The sequence below is a fragment of the Alistipes sp. DJF_B185 genome (assembly GCF_964250025.1).
Lineage (GTDB): Bacteria > Bacteroidota > Bacteroidia > Bacteroidales > Rikenellaceae > Alistipes > Alistipes finegoldii.
In genome coordinates this window covers 334,836-350,118 of the sequence record NZ_CAXUDY010000001.1, presented here as the reverse complement: position 1 = coordinate 350,118, position 15,283 = coordinate 334,836, and the positions used below count along the sequence as shown (strand labels likewise).

17 protein-coding genes and 1 pseudogene are annotated in these 15,283 nt (G+C 44.7%); 8 read left to right on the top strand and 10 right to left on the bottom strand.

Annotated features, from left to right (window positions below):
• Window positions 1-11 precede the first annotated feature (11 nt).
• From ACESTR_RS01750 to ACESTR_RS01730, 5 genes and pseudogenes are all read left to right on the top strand, one after another.
• Window positions 12-428 (top strand): annotated as a pseudogene (locus ACESTR_RS01750) (beta-mannosidase); the annotation flags it as partial.
• A complete protein-coding gene (locus tag ACESTR_RS01745) occupies window positions 316-1,218 on the top strand; it encodes a glycoside hydrolase family 26 protein (RefSeq protein ID WP_373178799.1) in 903 nt (300 codons plus the stop codon). The pseudogene ACESTR_RS01750 and the gene ACESTR_RS01745, both read left to right, overlap by 113 nt.
• A gap of 249 nt (window positions 1,219-1,467) precedes the next feature.
• Entirely contained in the window at window positions 1,468-2,745 is a 1,278-nt protein-coding gene (locus tag ACESTR_RS01740; protein WP_004293508.1) for a phage integrase SAM-like domain-containing protein, read from the top strand.
• A 178-nt stretch (window positions 2,746-2,923) separates the two neighbouring features.
• Window positions 2,924-3,100, top strand: coding sequence for a histone H1 (locus ACESTR_RS01735; RefSeq protein WP_004293509.1), 177 nt, complete (start codon window positions 2,924-2,926; stop codon window positions 3,098-3,100).
• 295 nt (window positions 3,101-3,395) lie between these two features.
• On the top strand, window positions 3,396-3,632 hold the full coding sequence (locus ACESTR_RS01730; protein ID WP_004293510.1) for a hypothetical protein: 237 nt from the start codon (window positions 3,396-3,398) through the stop codon (window positions 3,630-3,632).
• 23 nt (window positions 3,633-3,655) lie between these two features.
• Here the strand turns inward: ACESTR_RS01730 and ACESTR_RS01725 are convergent, their stop codons facing one another.
• Window positions 3,656-3,937 carry an HU family DNA-binding protein gene (locus ACESTR_RS01725; RefSeq protein ID WP_004293511.1) on the bottom strand — a complete coding sequence of 94 codons (282 nt, stop codon included), beginning with the start codon at window positions 3,935-3,937 and terminating at the stop codon, window positions 3,656-3,658.
• Between the two features lie 136 nt (window positions 3,938-4,073).
• Between ACESTR_RS01725 and ACESTR_RS01720 the strand changes: the two genes are divergently transcribed.
• The 3 genes from ACESTR_RS01720 to ACESTR_RS01710 are packed head-to-tail and all read left to right on the top strand — an operon-like array spanning window position 4,074 to window position 7,138.
• A complete protein-coding gene (locus ACESTR_RS01720; RefSeq protein ID WP_004293512.1) occupies window positions 4,074-4,508 on the top strand; it encodes a DUF5675 family protein in 435 nt (144 codons plus the stop codon).
• Between the two features lie 5 nt (window positions 4,509-4,513).
• A complete protein-coding gene (locus ACESTR_RS01715) occupies window positions 4,514-6,103 on the top strand; it encodes a phage terminase large subunit (protein WP_004303996.1) in 1,590 nt (529 codons plus the stop codon).
• A gap of 15 nt (window positions 6,104-6,118) precedes the next feature.
• The gene (locus ACESTR_RS01710; protein ID WP_004293514.1) at window positions 6,119-7,138 is read left to right on the top strand and encodes a hypothetical protein; all 1,020 of its coding nucleotides are present in this window, start codon (window positions 6,119-6,121) and stop codon (window positions 7,136-7,138) included.
• Between the two features lie 453 nt (window positions 7,139-7,591).
• Here the strand turns inward: ACESTR_RS01710 and ACESTR_RS01705 are convergent, their stop codons facing one another.
• The 9 genes from ACESTR_RS01705 to ACESTR_RS01665 all read right to left on the bottom strand — a co-directional run bounded on the left by ACESTR_RS01705 (window position 7,592) and on the right by ACESTR_RS01665 (window position 15,232).
• Window positions 7,592-8,290, bottom strand: coding sequence for a DUF4276 family protein (locus ACESTR_RS01705; protein WP_004293516.1), 699 nt, complete (start codon window positions 8,288-8,290; stop codon window positions 7,592-7,594).
• Window positions 8,287-9,411: an AAA family ATPase gene (locus ACESTR_RS01700; RefSeq protein ID WP_004293517.1), complete on the bottom strand. Its 1,125-nt coding sequence runs from the start codon at window positions 9,409-9,411 to the stop codon at window positions 8,287-8,289. The genes ACESTR_RS01705 and ACESTR_RS01700 overlap by 4 nt, the downstream gene beginning before the upstream one ends.
• 330 nt (window positions 9,412-9,741) lie before the next feature.
• Window positions 9,742-10,107, bottom strand: a complete 366-nt coding sequence (locus tag ACESTR_RS01695) for a hypothetical protein (RefSeq protein WP_004293518.1) — start codon at window positions 10,105-10,107, stop codon at window positions 9,742-9,744.
• A 36-nt stretch (window positions 10,108-10,143) separates the two neighbouring features.
• The gene (gene wecB / locus ACESTR_RS01690; protein ID WP_004293519.1) at window positions 10,144-11,304 is read right to left on the bottom strand and encodes a non-hydrolyzing UDP-N-acetylglucosamine 2-epimerase; all 1,161 of its coding nucleotides are present in this window, start codon (window positions 11,302-11,304) and stop codon (window positions 10,144-10,146) included.
• Window positions 11,305-11,308: 4 nt separating this feature from the next.
• Window positions 11,309-12,007, bottom strand: coding sequence for a WecB/TagA/CpsF family glycosyltransferase (locus ACESTR_RS01685; protein WP_004293520.1), 699 nt, complete (start codon window positions 12,005-12,007; stop codon window positions 11,309-11,311).
• A 14-nt stretch (window positions 12,008-12,021) separates the two neighbouring features.
• Window positions 12,022-13,215, bottom strand: coding sequence for a glycoside hydrolase family 88 protein (locus ACESTR_RS01680; RefSeq protein ID WP_004293521.1), 1,194 nt, complete (start codon window positions 13,213-13,215; stop codon window positions 12,022-12,024).
• Window positions 13,216-13,224: 9 nt separating this feature from the next.
• Entirely contained in the window at window positions 13,225-13,713 is a 489-nt protein-coding gene (locus ACESTR_RS01675; RefSeq protein WP_004293522.1) for a serine O-acetyltransferase, read from the bottom strand.
• 11 nt (window positions 13,714-13,724) lie between these two features.
• Window positions 13,725-14,153 carry an acyltransferase gene (locus ACESTR_RS01670; RefSeq protein WP_004303995.1) on the bottom strand — a complete coding sequence of 143 codons (429 nt, stop codon included), beginning with the start codon at window positions 14,151-14,153 and terminating at the stop codon, window positions 13,725-13,727.
• A complete protein-coding gene (locus ACESTR_RS01665; RefSeq protein WP_004293524.1) occupies window positions 14,150-15,232 on the bottom strand; it encodes a glycosyltransferase family 4 protein in 1,083 nt (360 codons plus the stop codon). The genes ACESTR_RS01670 and ACESTR_RS01665 overlap by 4 nt, the downstream gene beginning before the upstream one ends.
• Window positions 15,233-15,283: the final 51 nt, after the last annotated feature.

The following is a 15,283-nucleotide window of genomic DNA, read 5'->3' as shown; positions in this document are numbered from 1 at the left end:
CTCAAAACGACATGAAAAAGAAATTGCTGTTCTCTGCGTGCGCCTGCATGGCTGTTGTCCTCGGTCTCGGATGTTCCGAGGTGAACGGTGTGCCGAGCCGCGCGCCTTCGGGGTATCCCGAAGGCCCCAAGACCATGGTCGATGCCGGCGCCACGGCCATTACCCGGACGCTCTACGAAAATCTGTTCGTGCTGGCCGAGCGCGGTACGATGTTCGGCCATCAGATACCGACCCTGTACGGTCTGGACAACAACAGGAAATGGTGGGCCGGCGACGACACCGACCTTTCGGACACGAAGTACCTGACGGGCAGCCATCCGGCAGTCTGCGGCTGGGAGCTTTCCAACATCGAGCTGGACATGGAGACCAATATCGACGGAGAGCTTTTCACCGAAGTGCGCAAGCACATCATCGCGGCATTCGGACGCGGAGCCGTCAATACGATTTCGTGGCATTGCGCCAATCCCGTTTCGGGCGGAAACTCGTGGGACCGGGACGCGCGCCGTCTATTCGATCATTCCGGGCGGCGAGAACCACGAAAAGTTCAAAGGCTGGCTCGACAAGGTCGCCGATTTCATGCTGAGCCTCAAGTCGCCCGAAGGCGAGCCTATTCCGCTGATCTTCCGTCCGTGGCATGAGCATACCGGCTCCGGCTTCTGGTGGGGCAAGGGAAATGCGACGGCGCAGGAGTTCGTCGCCTTGTGGCAGTTCACGATCTCGTACCTGAGCGACGTGAAGGGGCTGCACAATCTGATCTGGGCCTATTCGCCCGATATGGTCCATCTCAATTCGCGCGATGCCTACCTCGAATACTGGCCCGGCGACGAATGGGTCGATATTCTGGGACTCGACGCCTACGACCGCAACGGTGCGGACTACGACCACAAGGGATTGCAGATGATCCGCCTGATGAAGAATATCGCCTATACGAAGAACAAACCGTTGGCGCTGACCGAAACGGGTCTTGAGAACAACAATCCTGAGGAGTCGAACTACTACAACAAGAAATGGTGGACGTCGATGCTCTACAAGATTATCGAGAACGAGCCTGTATCGTTCGTGCTGTTGTGGCGCAACGGCGATTTCCCGACAAACGGCGGGCACTATTTCAGCGCTTTCCGCGGGTGCTATTCCGAGAAGGATTTTATGGATTTCTCCCGGAAGGATCAGATCCTTTTCGAGGACGACCTGCCGGATATGTACAAACTGCTCAAATAAGCGGTCCGGGGAATAAAAAAGGATGCCCGTAAGGCACACCCTTTTTTCGGACACAACTTTTGTGATTAGGGAAAATAGTTGATTGATAACGAGTTAGTAAATGACACAAGTACGGATTTATCCGTATAAACATTATTTCGCTAAGGAAACTACTCTTTTCATGTAGGTTTCTATGTAGGTTAATTAATACCAATTGATTCCTACTAATGCGAATTAATAATAAGTCATTAACTAACTCGTTATCAGTCTATGTACACGATTAACATCAGGGGTAAGCAGAACCCGAAAGACACCAAGATGGTCAAGCTGGAGATAATTTTCTTCAAGACCGGTTACGCCCGTGTGCCGAAGGTTATAAACATCACAGGGCTATTAAAAGACTGGGATGTCAAGTCTCAGAGTTTCCGTGTAGGGAGTGCGGAGGCCACTACCAAGAACAAACTGCTTTTCGATTTGCGAACCAAATATCTGCATGTCGCCGATACCTGGGAGATGGAAGGCAGGAACTGGTCGCCCGTCCAGCTATCACATTGCTTCGATGAAATCAAGGCGGCCAAACCCGAGGTCAAAGTAAAGAGTGTCCAGCAGATGATCGATTATCTTGAAGAGACATTCAAAAACAAGAAACGCATCAAGAACGGTCAGATTGTCGACAGCACGACCAATGCTAAACGGTATGTCTATCTCAAGCGTGAACTGCAGGCGTTTACAAAGGAAAAATATGAAAAAGCCTTTTCCTCTTATTTCTTTACGGATATTACAGAAGAGTTTCTTCTTGACTTTGCGTTTTGGCTTAAAGAAAGAGGTATCAGAAATGGCAACAAGGCCGGACTTACACACAAACTAAGGTTGCTCCGTGCCGTATGCAGGCAGGCAGAAAAGAAAGAGATGTACGGGGTGAATATGGATAACTTCCTCTGTCTCGGTGATGATATTAATTGGCCGGAAACCACTTCAAGAGCAGTTCCGGAAACAGTCATAGCTAAAATCGCAAATGTTGACCGTACCTTGTTTACGAAAAAAGAGCAGTTGCATCTTGATTTGTTCCTGTTCAGCTACTATACCGGAGGTATGGCGAATGTCGATGTATGTAACCTGACATGGGATTTGGTCCAGGAAGACCGCATCGTCTATGAACGTATCAAGTTTCCCAAAACAGCCAAACCGGAATTACTCAGTAAAGCAAAAGCCATCATGAATAAATACCGTGGGCAAAGTTATGGAAATTATGTATTTCCTGTTTTTACTCATAAACACACGACCACTTCCAAGAAGACTACACGTGTCAAGCAAATTTCCACACGCCTTTCACAAACCTTGACGAAAGCATGCAAGATGTTGCGCATTAAAGAAAACATCACATGGTATTCCGCCCGTGGCTCTTTCATATCGAAGATGGTAGATGCCGGTAATAATCCGTATGTGGTTGCAGAGATGGCTGGTAACAGCCCATTGACCATCTATAAGCATTACTACAAGAATACAAAGCGGGAAGAAATCAAGCGGCAGATGGAAGAAATGTTCTGACCAGACATATCCATAAAGTTGTAAACACCTTGACAATTTCTCTGATGGATAAATCATACGGTATAATGGCTGTTAAAAGTCATTGATTACCAATGTGATATTTATTATATTGACAGAATCGCTCTTATTCTTGATTATTTTCACTACCTTTGTAGTCAATAACTTAAATAATATTTATATGAAAGAGTTGGTTTCAAAGATACAGGAAGTATATGCTACATTCTCCACGGATGCGGCACTTCAGATTGAAAAAGGCAACAAGGCCGCAGGTACCCGTGCCCGCAAGACTTCGTTGGAATTGGAAAAACTGATGAAAGAGTTTCGTAAGGTTTCCTTGGAAGAATCCAAGAAATAGCCTTTACACGTCCGGTCGTTATCACATAATGCCGGTTCTTCTGCAGATGCGGCATAAAAACCATATTGGCAGAACGACATAATAAAATACGGAAAGCGTTAGCTTTTGTCATGCACCGAAATCTGGTAAATTTCACTTATCCGCAGGACAAACAGTTTTCGCCTATGCTTTTGCGTGGGCTTAACTTGTTTGCGGATAGGTTTACCAGAACCTCGGTGCTACGGGTTATGTCCCACGCTTTTTGGTCTTGGTACATTGAATGCTTGACGGGACTCAAGCCAAATACGGAGATATTATGAACGACATGAATCTGATGGATGAACTTTTGAAAATTCCTGCTGATGCAACTGCCGCCACCGTACAAGGCATAGAAATGCTTCTTATCGATGAAAACAAGGCGGGGGCTTTATTGGAGTCGGATCCTAATGACAACACCATCCACGAATGCCTTTTAAGCAACGGCCGTTTCCTGTTCCAATCGGACAATGCCAACCTCGTTGCCCTGTATAAAGTAACAGGATCATCTGAATAACGCTCCTGTTGCATATAATCACCTTATTTGTCTGATTTCATCCTTCCTGCAAAGGCTTTTGACGGCTTGAATGCCGGGATATTGTGGGCAGGCACTATCACCGTGGTATTCCTGCTTATGTTGCGTGCTGTCTTTTCCGCACGGTGCTTGATGATGAAACTGCCGAAGCCGCGAAGATAAACCTCCTCGCCGTTTATCATGGAAGACTTTACGCTATCCATGAATCCTTCGACAACTTGTAACACGACCTGCTTCTCCAGACCGGTCTGCGTTGCTATTTCCCTGACGATATCCGCTTTTGTCATATTAACTCTTGATTAAATACTGTCAATCCGTTCACAAAGATACATCATTTCCTGAAATATCCTCCTTTTACAAACACATATAATAAACATTAGCCGGCGTCCGTCTCTACTCTTTCGATACAAATAGTATCGAAGTATGAAGCTGACACTCAACCGCAAATTCAAAGGTCAGACCTATACCATAGGTGACCTGTCCATCGACGGCAAATTTTTCTGTAATACCATCGAAGATGCCGTGAGGGAACTTCCGGCAACCTGTCCGGATACTCCTCGCGGCCGTTCCTGTACCTGCAAGGAAAAGGTCTATGCCAAGACTGCCATTCCTGCCGGGACTTATAAAGTCACTCTTCAGTACAGTCCCAGGTACAAGAAGAAAATGCCATATCTGCATGATGTGCCGCATTTCCTCGGCATCCTGATCCATTCCGGCAATACCGAAGTCGATTCCGCCGGCTGTATCATCGTGGGAAAGAATACGGTCAAGGGAAAAGTTTTGGAATCCCGTACTACATTCCAAAAACTGTATGCTATACTCGAGTCCGAAAGGGACATAACCATTCAGATTGTATAAATCTAATGGCGGTCAACAGGCTCAAACCACCCAGAAACCTGCGCATCGAGTTCAAACCGTCCCCACGGCAGTATGAACTCTGGAAACTGTTGCAACCGAACTATTGTCCCCATTGTGGCGGGGAGATCGAGCAAATCCTTATCGGCTATGACCAGCAAGGCAACCCTCAGTACAGGCCCCAATGCAGGCATTGCAAGTCGCAGAACCTGCCGCAGCTGATACTGGGAGGCGGAGCGGCCGGCGGCGGAAAATCGTATATCGGCAGCGTTTGGCTGGTGTCTTCATGTATCCGGTTCGAGAATATCCGTGCGGTGGTGGCCCGTAAGACACTCAAGTCGTTGAAGGAATCGACATGGAATACCATCAAGTCGATTCTGAAGGATTGGGGACTGAAAGAGGATACAAACTACAAGATAAACAACCTCGAAGGCACGCTCACATTCTGGAATGACTCGGTCATCATCATGAAGGAGATGGCGGATATCCCCAGCGACCCCAACTTCGAGCGTTTCGGCTCTTCGGAATACACCATCGCCATGGTGGACGAGGTGTCGGAAATCTCGGAACGGGCCGTCGAAGTGCTGTTCTCCCGTCTCCGCTGGAGAACCCATGAGACATTCAAGACTCCGAGAATGCTGCTCACCACCAATCCGACGATTAACTGGGTGCGTTCCCGCTTCGTGCAGGACGAAAACGGAGACAAGGTCATCTGCCGCGAGGGTGAAGCGTATATACCTTTTTCCGTGTTTGACAACCCGAATATCGCTTTCCGTCAGGTGTACGAGGCGGCCCTGAACAAGATCCGGGATCAGGCGACAAAGGAACGCCTGCTCTATGGCAACTGGGATTTCGTGGAAGCCAACGATATGGCGATTTATAACAGTTTCGACGGCTCCCGGCATCTCGTTACCGGACTGAAAGAAAAAGCATACGATCCGACCAAGCCGCTCATCACGGTGTGGGACTTCAATGTTGCCCCCCAAATGTCGGTGCTCTCCGCACAAATAGACTATGAAAACAGGAAGGTCTATATACTGGAAGAGATACTCGGCAAGCCGGAGGAAAAGGAGAACAACACACCTGCGTTGGCACGGAAAGTACGCTTAAAACTTTACCGGGACAAGCATATCGGCGGAGTGGATGTGACCGGTGACCCTTCCGGGTTACAACGCTCCACCACCAACGAGGACGGCATCAACAACTATACCATCATCACGGACACTTTCGGCAGAGGAATCCTGCGACCGAAGGTAAAGCTATTACGCAAGCAGCCTCCGCAGGCTACACGGTGCGAGTTCGTCAACGAGGTATTCGGGGGCTATGAAGGCTGGGAGATACAAATCGATATCAAATGTCGCAAACTTACCCAGGATCTGATTTACCAGCTTCGTAACGAGGACGGTACCAAGAGCAAACAGAAGACCACCGACCCGAAAACCGGTGTCAAATATGAACGGTACGGGCACTTGTCCGACTGCCTTGACTACCTGCTCTGTTACTACCTGCGTGACAGCTGGTACAAGTTCAAGAGCGGAGGCGACGGGAACGGGTATGTGGTATCCACATCGGTAATTCAGGAAGGATTTTCATACTAATAACGGAACAAGGATATGTACAGACGGTTTCTCAATAATGACGACTATCTTGGGATAATTACTCCGGAAGCCCTGGCACAACTCACGCGGGGCAATGATGCACGATTCATCCAGGCGGAAGAATCGACGGAGATGAGTATCGTGGAATATTTGTCGGAGAACTACGAGATTGAAAAGGAACTTGCAAAAGGAAAATATATCGCCGAATACGACCGTCGGATTACCTATCCCGTGGGTGTGCATGTCTATTTCGAGGGACAAATCCATGAGGTGATACGCTCCGTCAGCGGCTATCGCAAGCCGGCAACGGTTGTCTATTGGGAAGAGAGTTCTGATATCCGTGTCGATGCGGGACAAGTTGTAAATTATTCCCAGTTCAACACCTATTATCCGGGAGATAAAGTGAATTATAACGGCATTGTTTATACTTGTCTTAATGAAAACGGGTACAAGTTCGATGATGTCCGTATCCCGTTGGTCGGCGGTTGGATCGAGGCGGAAGCCTCGTTATGGCAGCCTGTCGAGTATCCTCTGTGGGCAGTCGTCGAGTATGAAGGAGCATTCTATACTTTGATGACGCTTGAAGGTTTCGATTACAATCTTGACCCGATGGTTTCCGACTGCTGGGGAGCCATAGCCGATTACGATTCATCATACAATGCCTATGAGTTGTCGGAACACGAATATGTCGTTTATGACGGACGGGTATTTTACCCGGAAACGGATGTGAACGCGGACACACCGCAAGTCGGGCAGAACCTCTCGTTGCATGACCCCCGCAACTACAATCTCAAGAAGCACATGGTCCGGCTGGCCATCTACGAACTCACGAAACTCATTGCTCCGAATAATGTCAGTGTTGTCCGCATGCGCGATTACGAGGATAGCATGAAATGGCTCAATGATGCCGCCAAACTACGGCTTAATCCGCAGATTCCCCGCAAAGTCGATGACTCGAAGAAACCTGTCACCGACTGGCAACTGGCTACTTTCCAGACGGATTATGATCCGTATAAGAATCCGTGGATGGTGTAAATAGAAAAAGTATTAGGTATCAGAGAAATAATTGTTACATTTTTTCAACTGACTAAATAACAGAAGAATGTCGATGCCTTATACCTTACGAGCAACTAATCAAATCTAGCATCTCGTTACTTATCTAAATTTTTTAATTAGTAATATCTGGTAAATGCCGGAATTCCGGAATGAGGGATAGAAAAGTGAAAGAACTCTTTCGTACAAAAAAACAGATTTTCGGGCATTGAAAGAATAATTGATAATCAGTTATTTGTGCTGTTTTTTGACCAAAAACTTGTTTTTTGGACAGAGCAAAAATTGTCTTCTCAATTAAAAGATGGGAAACTCGCAGTCTTTATATAGCGAGTATTTCTTCCTACACCCTCTTTCTGTATAATCCCCATCTCTTCCATTTTTGAGATAAACACTCGAACCTGTCTGTCAGAACCTTGATATTATCTGATTACAGAATCAGCAGTCTATCAACTTTTCTATCCATTCATTGAAGTGACTGCACCGGGCACGAAGTTCATCCATGCCGACACTTTTGGTAACATCTTTGCCGGTAGCCGGCTTATTGTAGTTGTAATGCTGTTTTTTGTCTCCTTCTATCGCCTTGATAATACGTTTGCTCGGAGCCGTTTCCGGACTATTGTTTATCAGCTCGGGGTTGCTGGTTTTCTCCAGGTCTTTTTTCAGCTGTTCGCAGCGTTTCTCACAACCGGGGTAACGCTTTGCCAGATAGTCAATACCGCAAAAGAGCAGAGCTTCAAATTCATGCAGCTGAATATAGGGAATGAAACGACTATCGTTGATTGCTTCAGCAAACGCCGTTTCCAATGCTGCGACACGGGCGTAAGGCTCACCGATTGCTTTGGCTGCTTCATAACCGGGAAAATCATCCGGCAATGCGTAGAGGTCGAACATCGTTGTGAAAACATGACGTTCGTATTCGCCGTCCATCTTCATTTTCCGCAACAGTTCTAGGTCTGTCACCGCCTGAGCATAGCTCAGCATTCCACCACGGGCATTCTTTTTCTTGTTAGTGGTAATCAGGATGCTTTTTACACCTGCCACACCTTGCGCTTGCAGGTAGGGACGCAACACTTCCTCCACAAATCCCTGTTCCGTCTGTCCCTCACAAAGGACATGAATAATCTTCGCTTTCATACGGGACGTCCTCCTATGATGTTTTTGTCCCAAAGTTCGCTCACCGTATAGTTCTGAAGCCAAAGATGATATTCTTTGGCGTCAAGGTGAGTGACAGAGGTTGCCTGCGTTTCCTTGTTCATTTCCACCACAGAGATATCGCCGATGTCGAAATGATCGACCAAATCCTTGCTCTGCGTGGCAATAATGACCTGTGCGTGTATGGACGCATCCTTAATCATTTCTGCCAGCTGGCTGATGGCATAGGGATGCAAGCCAAGTTCCGGTTCATCCAAAATGATGACGTTGGGCATTGTCTGGGCAGGCTGCAGAAGCAAGGCGGCCAGGGCAATGAAACGGATAGATCCGTCGGAGAACTGGTAGGCATTGAAACGATAGTCCGTGGCAGAATTATCTATCCACCGGAGAGAAATGATACCACCCACGGGCTCCAGATAGAAGTCCTGGAACTGGGGAACTACGTCACGGACATAGTCAACAATCCGGTTGTAGGCATCCTTGTAGTTCTCCCGCAGGAACAGCAGGAAAGAAGGCAGATTGTTTCCGTGCGACTGGAGGTAATTGGCCGTCTCGACGGGACAAGCCTGACGTAGCGGCCCCTCTGTCGATGAATCGTGAAACTGATATACCTTGCAGTAAGAAAGCATCTGGAAAATAGTTTTGGCAACCGGATCCTCACACTCTGCGAGAGCGGACTCCTTGAAATTCGGTTCCAGTGCTATCTCATAGGGCTTTTTCTCCCCCTTGCGATGCCATGTAATCCGCTCTTCCGTGATAATCAGCCTGTCGGGAGTGGCATTGGCCAATGAAAAGCCATAAACATCCATGGAATTGCTGTCGGCAAACTTCAGTTCTCCGGACATGACCGGTGTCCGTTTAATGCCGTAATGCAGCAAGGCATGAGACGTGCCCGATATTTCCACATATCTCCCGAATGACTTGCTCATCATGTAGCTCAGCATCCGGAAAAAACTGATGATATTGCTCTTGCCTGCACCGTTGGCACCCAACAAGATGCTGACATCACCCAGCTTCAAGGTCACAGGTCTGTCATAGGCTATGGATTTATATCCTCTGATCGTGACTTCTTGTAATTTAGTCCTTTGGTATGTCTTTGCCATTATCGTCATATTATTGATTGAATTACAAAAATAACCATAAATCCCAATACGAACGAAGGAATGCTCAAAAAACTATAGAGTTAATTTGTCCGGAGTCTGAAGGCATAAATAAGAAATCTGTTTTTCTTTTTAGCTAGGTCGGATTTTCAGTTCTGCTATGTGTTTCTTCTTCTCCAAGCCCTTTGTGGTAAATCCTTCACATCGAAATGGGAAAAAGACGTGCAGAACAAGCGGAACACTCGGTAAATGCCGGGATTCCTGAATGAGGGATAAAAAGTGAAACGCCTGCCAATGATAACAAAACCAGCAGGCGTCATTTATTATATTTTGTCATTTTACGAATGTGACATCTCCTTCCACAACTTCCCAGTCGTCGATTTCAGCTCCTATTCCCGGTGTGCGAAGCCCGTCCGTACCGAGTATAAGCGAGATTTGACATTCCTGTCCCGCTTTGAAATTCGGAATGGACAGGTAATCATAGACCATTTCATTCAAGTGAACTTGGATGAAAGGCTCTACCGGGCTGTAGTCTAACGGCAAGGTGGCAATGTAATGTCCGTCGCCGGTATGGTCTTCCGCAGCCACAGACAAGAAGTTACCGTTGCCGTCCATACAATTGAGCCAAATGTCTGCCTCTGTTATGCTGCCGATGTCTTTGTCCGCCTGCAATACGACATTCACCTTCGGTACTAACATATTTCTTCTGGTGAATGTGTCAAGAAAATACAAAAGTTACAACCGAACATTAAGTGTTTGCGTTATACGCATACACGCTTTTCCGTCACCGTAAGGATTAATGGCTTTACTCATTTGCTCATAAGCAGATGCATCATCCAATAAAATCGATACCTCGGAGACAATTTTGTTATAATCGGTTCCTACCAATTTTACCGTTCCTGCATCCAACGCCTCCGGACGTTCGGTGGTGTCACGCATCACCAGTACCGGTTTGCCTAACCCCGGAGCCTCTTCCTGAATACCACCGCTGTCGGTAAGGACAAGGGTCACTTTTTCCATCAGGAACACGAAACTCAGATATTCCAATGGTTCGATAAAGAACATATTTCCCAAACTATTCAAATTCTCCCCGAATACTTCATGGATAGGTTTGCGGACATTGGGGTTCAAGTGCATCGGATAGACAAAGTCCACATATGGATATTTTGCCGTCAGATCCTTAATGGCTGTGCACATGCTGATGAATCCGTCTCCGAAATTTTCACGTCGGTGTCCGGTTATCAAAACGAGTTTCTTGCCATCAGCAAGCCGTGAGGTATCGTAACCCGCTTTTTCCAGCACCCCGGCAAGTTCTTGTTGTAGAGCTCCGTCAGTCTTTATTTTATCAACAACGATATGAAGGGCATCGATGACCGTATTCCCTGTTACGGTTATCTTGTCCTCCTGCACACCTTCCGTCAACAGATTTTTCTTGCTTAAAGCGGTCGGAGAAAAGTGATAGGTGGCAATGCGCCCTGTTATTTGTCTGTTCATCTCCTCCGGCCAAGGGCTGTATATGTTGTGGGTACGCAGGCCCGCTTCTACATGACCTACAGGGATCTGCTGATAGAAAGCTGCGAGTGCGGCGGCAGTAGAAGTGGTTGTGTCACCGTGCACCAATACCACATCAGGTTTCGCCTTGTTCAACACATCACGCATCCCGGTCAGCACACGGGCGGTTACATCATACAGATCTTGCCCCTGCTTCATGATGTTCAAGTCATAATTCGGCTTGATATCGAATATCTGCAACACCTGATCGAGCATTTCACGATGCTGCCCCGTCACGCAGACGATTGTTTCAAAGTCTGCTGATTTTTTTTGGAACTCCTTCACCAACGGAGCCATCTTAATGGCCTCCGGACGAGTCCCGAAGACCAGCATTACCTTCTTCATTGTTCTATAATTTTTTAGTTATCAGCCACCAGGCATACTTTATCAAGTGAATTTGCCGTTTTATTCTTTTCGGTTCTTTGAGCAACCGATAGGCAAATTCAAGATTGTGGTTCACCCACCATTTAGGAGCCCTTTCCACATGGCCAGTATATACATCGAAGCTGCCGCCTAATCCTTGAAAGATGGCTTTGTGTCTATGCTGTATTTCTTCCATCAGTAATTCCTGTTTAGGAGACCCCATAGCCACAAATACCACATCAGGTCTTTTTTCGGTTATGTCTTTTATAAGTCTTTCCCGTTCCTCGTTTGCCTTGATATATCCATCCCGATAACCGATAATGTGAATCCCTGCATATTCTTTACGCAGTTTAGACACAGTTTCTTCTATGATTTGAGGTTTACCACCTATCAAATAAAAAGTCTTTTCTCTATAAAATTGAGCTACAATTTTGAGCCACAACTCACAACCGGGAATTTTACACGCATTTTCAAAACCTTTTTGTTTGAGAGCCATTTGTGCGCCGGCTCCATCGCAATACCCTATGTTCCGATTGATAATTCCTCGTGTCTGATCTGTAGCATGTAAAATTTTCTCAGCATTTATGGCTACTAATATGCCCTTATTATCGTTTACAAAAGACAACAAAGACTGTTCGGAATCGAACGGATATATTTCGACTCCGTTTAAAGAAACTTTATTCATTTATGTTGGAAATTTTATATTGCGAGTAAATAATGCGACATTGCATTAAACATAAATGCATTACTCCATCGCATATACGAGATTTTAGAACTGATGCCAGGTTTTAATTGGTAGTAGAAATACCCCTTTTTATCTTGCATATTTCGGATTGTCCATTGCAATACTTTTTTGGCAAGTTCCTCATATTTTTTCATCTTATGTAGGCGGGTCAATGTTATCAATAGCTGCCCTGGACAATGGATGTCAATAGGATACATTCGGTTATCATAATATTTAGGAGTTCCGTCCGCTTCGAAAAAATGATTGACATAGTAGTCGAAACCTTTTTCGATGTAACCATTGAAAGCATGATCCTCTGTCAACTCTTGATAAGCGATCAGCGCATCTAAATTATATCCTGTATGAAAGCTGTCTACCCAATTCTGTACGGGGAGCATTCCATATACCCAAGCCCCGTCTTCCCGTTGCCCGGAACAACAGGCTTTAATGGATAGCTCCGCTAGTCTTTTGTATTCCTCCTGTTGTGTATAATAAAAACAATAACTCAACAATCGAGAACCGAGCAGCGAAGCATTGAACACAGTGTCATTACCCTCTAACGGACTATAAGAAAAGAGAAAGCCACCATTATACGGCGTGCGATGCAAATCTTTTATTACAAAATCCGCTGCACTTAATGCAATCTCCAAATAGTGTTTGTTCCTAGTTATTTCATATGCCTGCATCAGTGCCGTGGCACAGAAATTTGTAGCAACTACTGTGGGCGTGAATTTGGGAAAAAGAAACAGACGGCGTGCCTGCCAATCGAAGTTATACCCCCAGCAAGCACCGCTGTAGCCTTTAGATTGTAAGGATATAAGCAACTCTGCCAATTCTTCAATCCGAGCCTTTATCATCTCCAACGTTCCCATTTTTTCGGATAATTGCGGATGATTTTCCACAACTTTATACAGATTGCAATATCCGGACAAGAACAGCCCGATACCTTTTGCGTTATACTCTTTCGGAACGAAAGCCATCCGTCTCATATTGAAAGGGCAACGCTTGAAACCTTGTATGACCATCAATCTGCACAATACAGACTTTTTCAGCAGCGGAATTGCCTGAAAAATTTTAGAGTTGAGACCATCATACGGATCCCAACCCTTGAAATGTTCAGTCTCACAATAAATTTTTAGCTTATAAAAAGCATCTGCAATATCATTCATTGGTGTTATTCATTTTGTCAAGAATGGCATACGGCCATCTTTATACTTTGGGTTTGTCTCAATCGCATAATCAAGATTCTTTCTCCAGCCAATAATCTTTGCCGGACATCCTGCTACAATAGCACCTTTGGGAACACTTCGGTTGACAAATGAATTTCCAGCGATTACCACATCATCTTCTATTACAACAGGGCCAGCAATAATAACATTAGGTCCCACCCAAACATTATTCTTTAGACAAGGAACTTCTTTATATGGAAACTGCCGTACAGTAGAAAATCGCAATCCTAATACGCAATTTTCTCCGATTTCTGTTCCCGGTATTAAGACAGTGCTAATCCCTTTGCACACACAGTATGACCCTTTTCCTATTTTTGAATCAGCGGTTATTTTTGAATTGAAAATGAGAAAAATCAATAGTTGTACGATTTTGGGCAAAACCGGAATATGGCGTTCAAATAGCCAACGTTCTACCCTATAGAATGATATAATGTCCATATGAATTAATCCTACCGTTTTCTTATAAATTTTGCGGGATTTCCTGCCCAAACTTCATTGGCTGGTATATCTTTGGTCACAACAGAACCTGCTCCAATTATAGCTCGCTCTCCAATTGTTACAGGTTTTACCACCAAAGTATTCATTCCGAGATAGGCGCCTTTGCAGATATGAACCTTCCCCCTGTCGTAACTTCCAGTATTAGGATTCATGAAATGTGTTACTATTTTCACCCCCGATGTCAAACGAACACCTTCTTCGATAAAAATATCTTGTGGATAATTTGTGTCAAATATGACGCCCTCACCGATAAACGTTCTTTTGGGGCTGATTATCTGCACTCCACCCCATTTGCAAACTAATGGTCTCCATGCCCTTGATTTCATGGGTAGATGTTGGAGGTGTAAAAATATTAGCTTCTTGATTCTCAGAATATTCATAGCTCAATATATTTCTTTAGTGTATTTTCAAATTTTCGGACAACAACGGATGCAACAAAATGGGTTTTCGCATATTCGGAATTATATATTGATACACTCCTCATTTTAGCAGGATTCTCGATATATGGTTTCATTGCTTCTGCAAAAACTGCCGGATCTAACGAACTTGATATATATCCCATCTTTCCATTTTCAAAGAAATCTATTAGGCCACCCACTTTTCTGGTAAAAATAGGGAGTCCGAAAATCATTGCTTCCAAAACCACAGTTGGCATACCTTCCGTATAACTTAGAAACAAATACATATCGGCGTTAATGTATTCCTTTTTAAAATCTTCCCCACGTAACTCTCCAGTAAAACGGACATCCTTTATTTTCTTATTCTCAACATATTGTTTCAACATAGGAAGTTCTGAGCCATCACCGACAAAGGTCAATGTCAGATCCTTGTATTGTGACTTAAGTATTGAAAATGTATCGACTGTTTCATATACACCCTTGGCCTTTTCTATTCGCCCGCTATACATAATGTTTTCGGCTTTTCCTTGTCTCATCGAAAGGTCAAAACCTGAAATAAAATAATCGGGTACTTTTGTCGAAGTTAGATGTATATCAGATTTTATCCCCCTCCTTATCAATTCATTCTTGAAATCTTGGGATAACACAAAAATACACAAGGCCTTATTCAAATTGGCACTTATCCATTTCCAATCTGCATTTTTAGCATACTCGAAATTGAAACCATGAATAAATACGGATGTTTTCTTTCTGAAAAATCGGCAAATGTTTAAATATATAAAATCTCGTTTTAAGGCTTTATCTCCAAGCGATGGGTTAAGTAGTACTATATCAGGTTTAAAGCAAATCAATCGGATTATAAAACGGATAATTAAAAATGGATAAAATATATTACGCCAAGGCTTACGACCGAAATAAAAATATTCAATATTTTCTTTCCAATACTCTTTAATCCCTAAATAATAATTAGTTACTCCTCCATATCCGGATTTAGTGGGAACAGTTATTAATACCCTCATTGTTAGTGTTTCAATTGATATGATTAAAATAATTAAGAACATTGAACATCAACGGTTAATCTATTTTCGTTTTCTGATGTTATGCCTTTTTGG

Bases quoted from the DNA above. Each gene is read 5' to 3' on its own strand.
- ACESTR_RS01740 (WP_004293508.1), top strand. From the start codon at position 1,468: ATGTACACGATTAACATCAGGGGTAAGCAGAACCCGAAAGACACCAAG.
- ACESTR_RS01735 (WP_004293509.1), top strand. From the start codon at position 2,924: ATGAAAGAGTTGGTTTCAAAGATACAGGAAGTATATGCTACATTCTCC.
- ACESTR_RS01730 (WP_004293510.1), top strand. From the start codon at position 3,396: ATGAACGACATGAATCTGATGGATGAACTTTTGAAAATTCCTGCTGAT.
- ACESTR_RS01725 (WP_004293511.1), bottom strand. From the start codon at position 3,937: ATGACAAAAGCGGATATCGTCAGGGAAATAGCAACGCAGACCGGTCTG.
- ACESTR_RS01720 (WP_004293512.1), top strand. From the start codon at position 4,074: ATGAAGCTGACACTCAACCGCAAATTCAAAGGTCAGACCTATACCATA.
- ACESTR_RS01715 (WP_004303996.1), top strand. From the start codon at position 4,514: ATGGCGGTCAACAGGCTCAAACCACCCAGAAACCTGCGCATCGAGTTC.
- ACESTR_RS01710 (WP_004293514.1), top strand. From the start codon at position 6,119: ATGTACAGACGGTTTCTCAATAATGACGACTATCTTGGGATAATTACT.
- ACESTR_RS01705 (WP_004293516.1), bottom strand. From the start codon at position 8,290: ATGAAAGCGAAGATTATTCATGTCCTTTGTGAGGGACAGACGGAACAG.
- ACESTR_RS01700 (WP_004293517.1), bottom strand. From the start codon at position 9,411: ATGGCAAAGACATACCAAAGGACTAAATTACAAGAAGTCACGATCAGA.
- ACESTR_RS01695 (WP_004293518.1), bottom strand. From the start codon at position 10,107: ATGTTAGTACCGAAGGTGAATGTCGTATTGCAGGCGGACAAAGACATC.
- wecB (WP_004293519.1), bottom strand. From the start codon at position 11,304: ATGAAGAAGGTAATGCTGGTCTTCGGGACTCGTCCGGAGGCCATTAAG.
- ACESTR_RS01685 (WP_004293520.1), bottom strand. From the start codon at position 12,007: ATGAATAAAGTTTCTTTAAACGGAGTCGAAATATATCCGTTCGATTCC.
- ACESTR_RS01680 (WP_004293521.1), bottom strand. From the start codon at position 13,215: ATGAATGATATTGCAGATGCTTTTTATAAGCTAAAAATTTATTGTGAG.
- ACESTR_RS01675 (WP_004293522.1), bottom strand. From the start codon at position 13,713: ATGGACATTATATCATTCTATAGGGTAGAACGTTGGCTATTTGAACGC.
- ACESTR_RS01670 (WP_004303995.1), bottom strand. From the start codon at position 14,153: ATGAATATTCTGAGAATCAAGAAGCTAATATTTTTACACCTCCAACAT.
- ACESTR_RS01665 (WP_004293524.1), bottom strand. From the start codon at position 15,232: ATGTTCTTAATTATTTTAATCATATCAATTGAAACACTAACAATGAGG.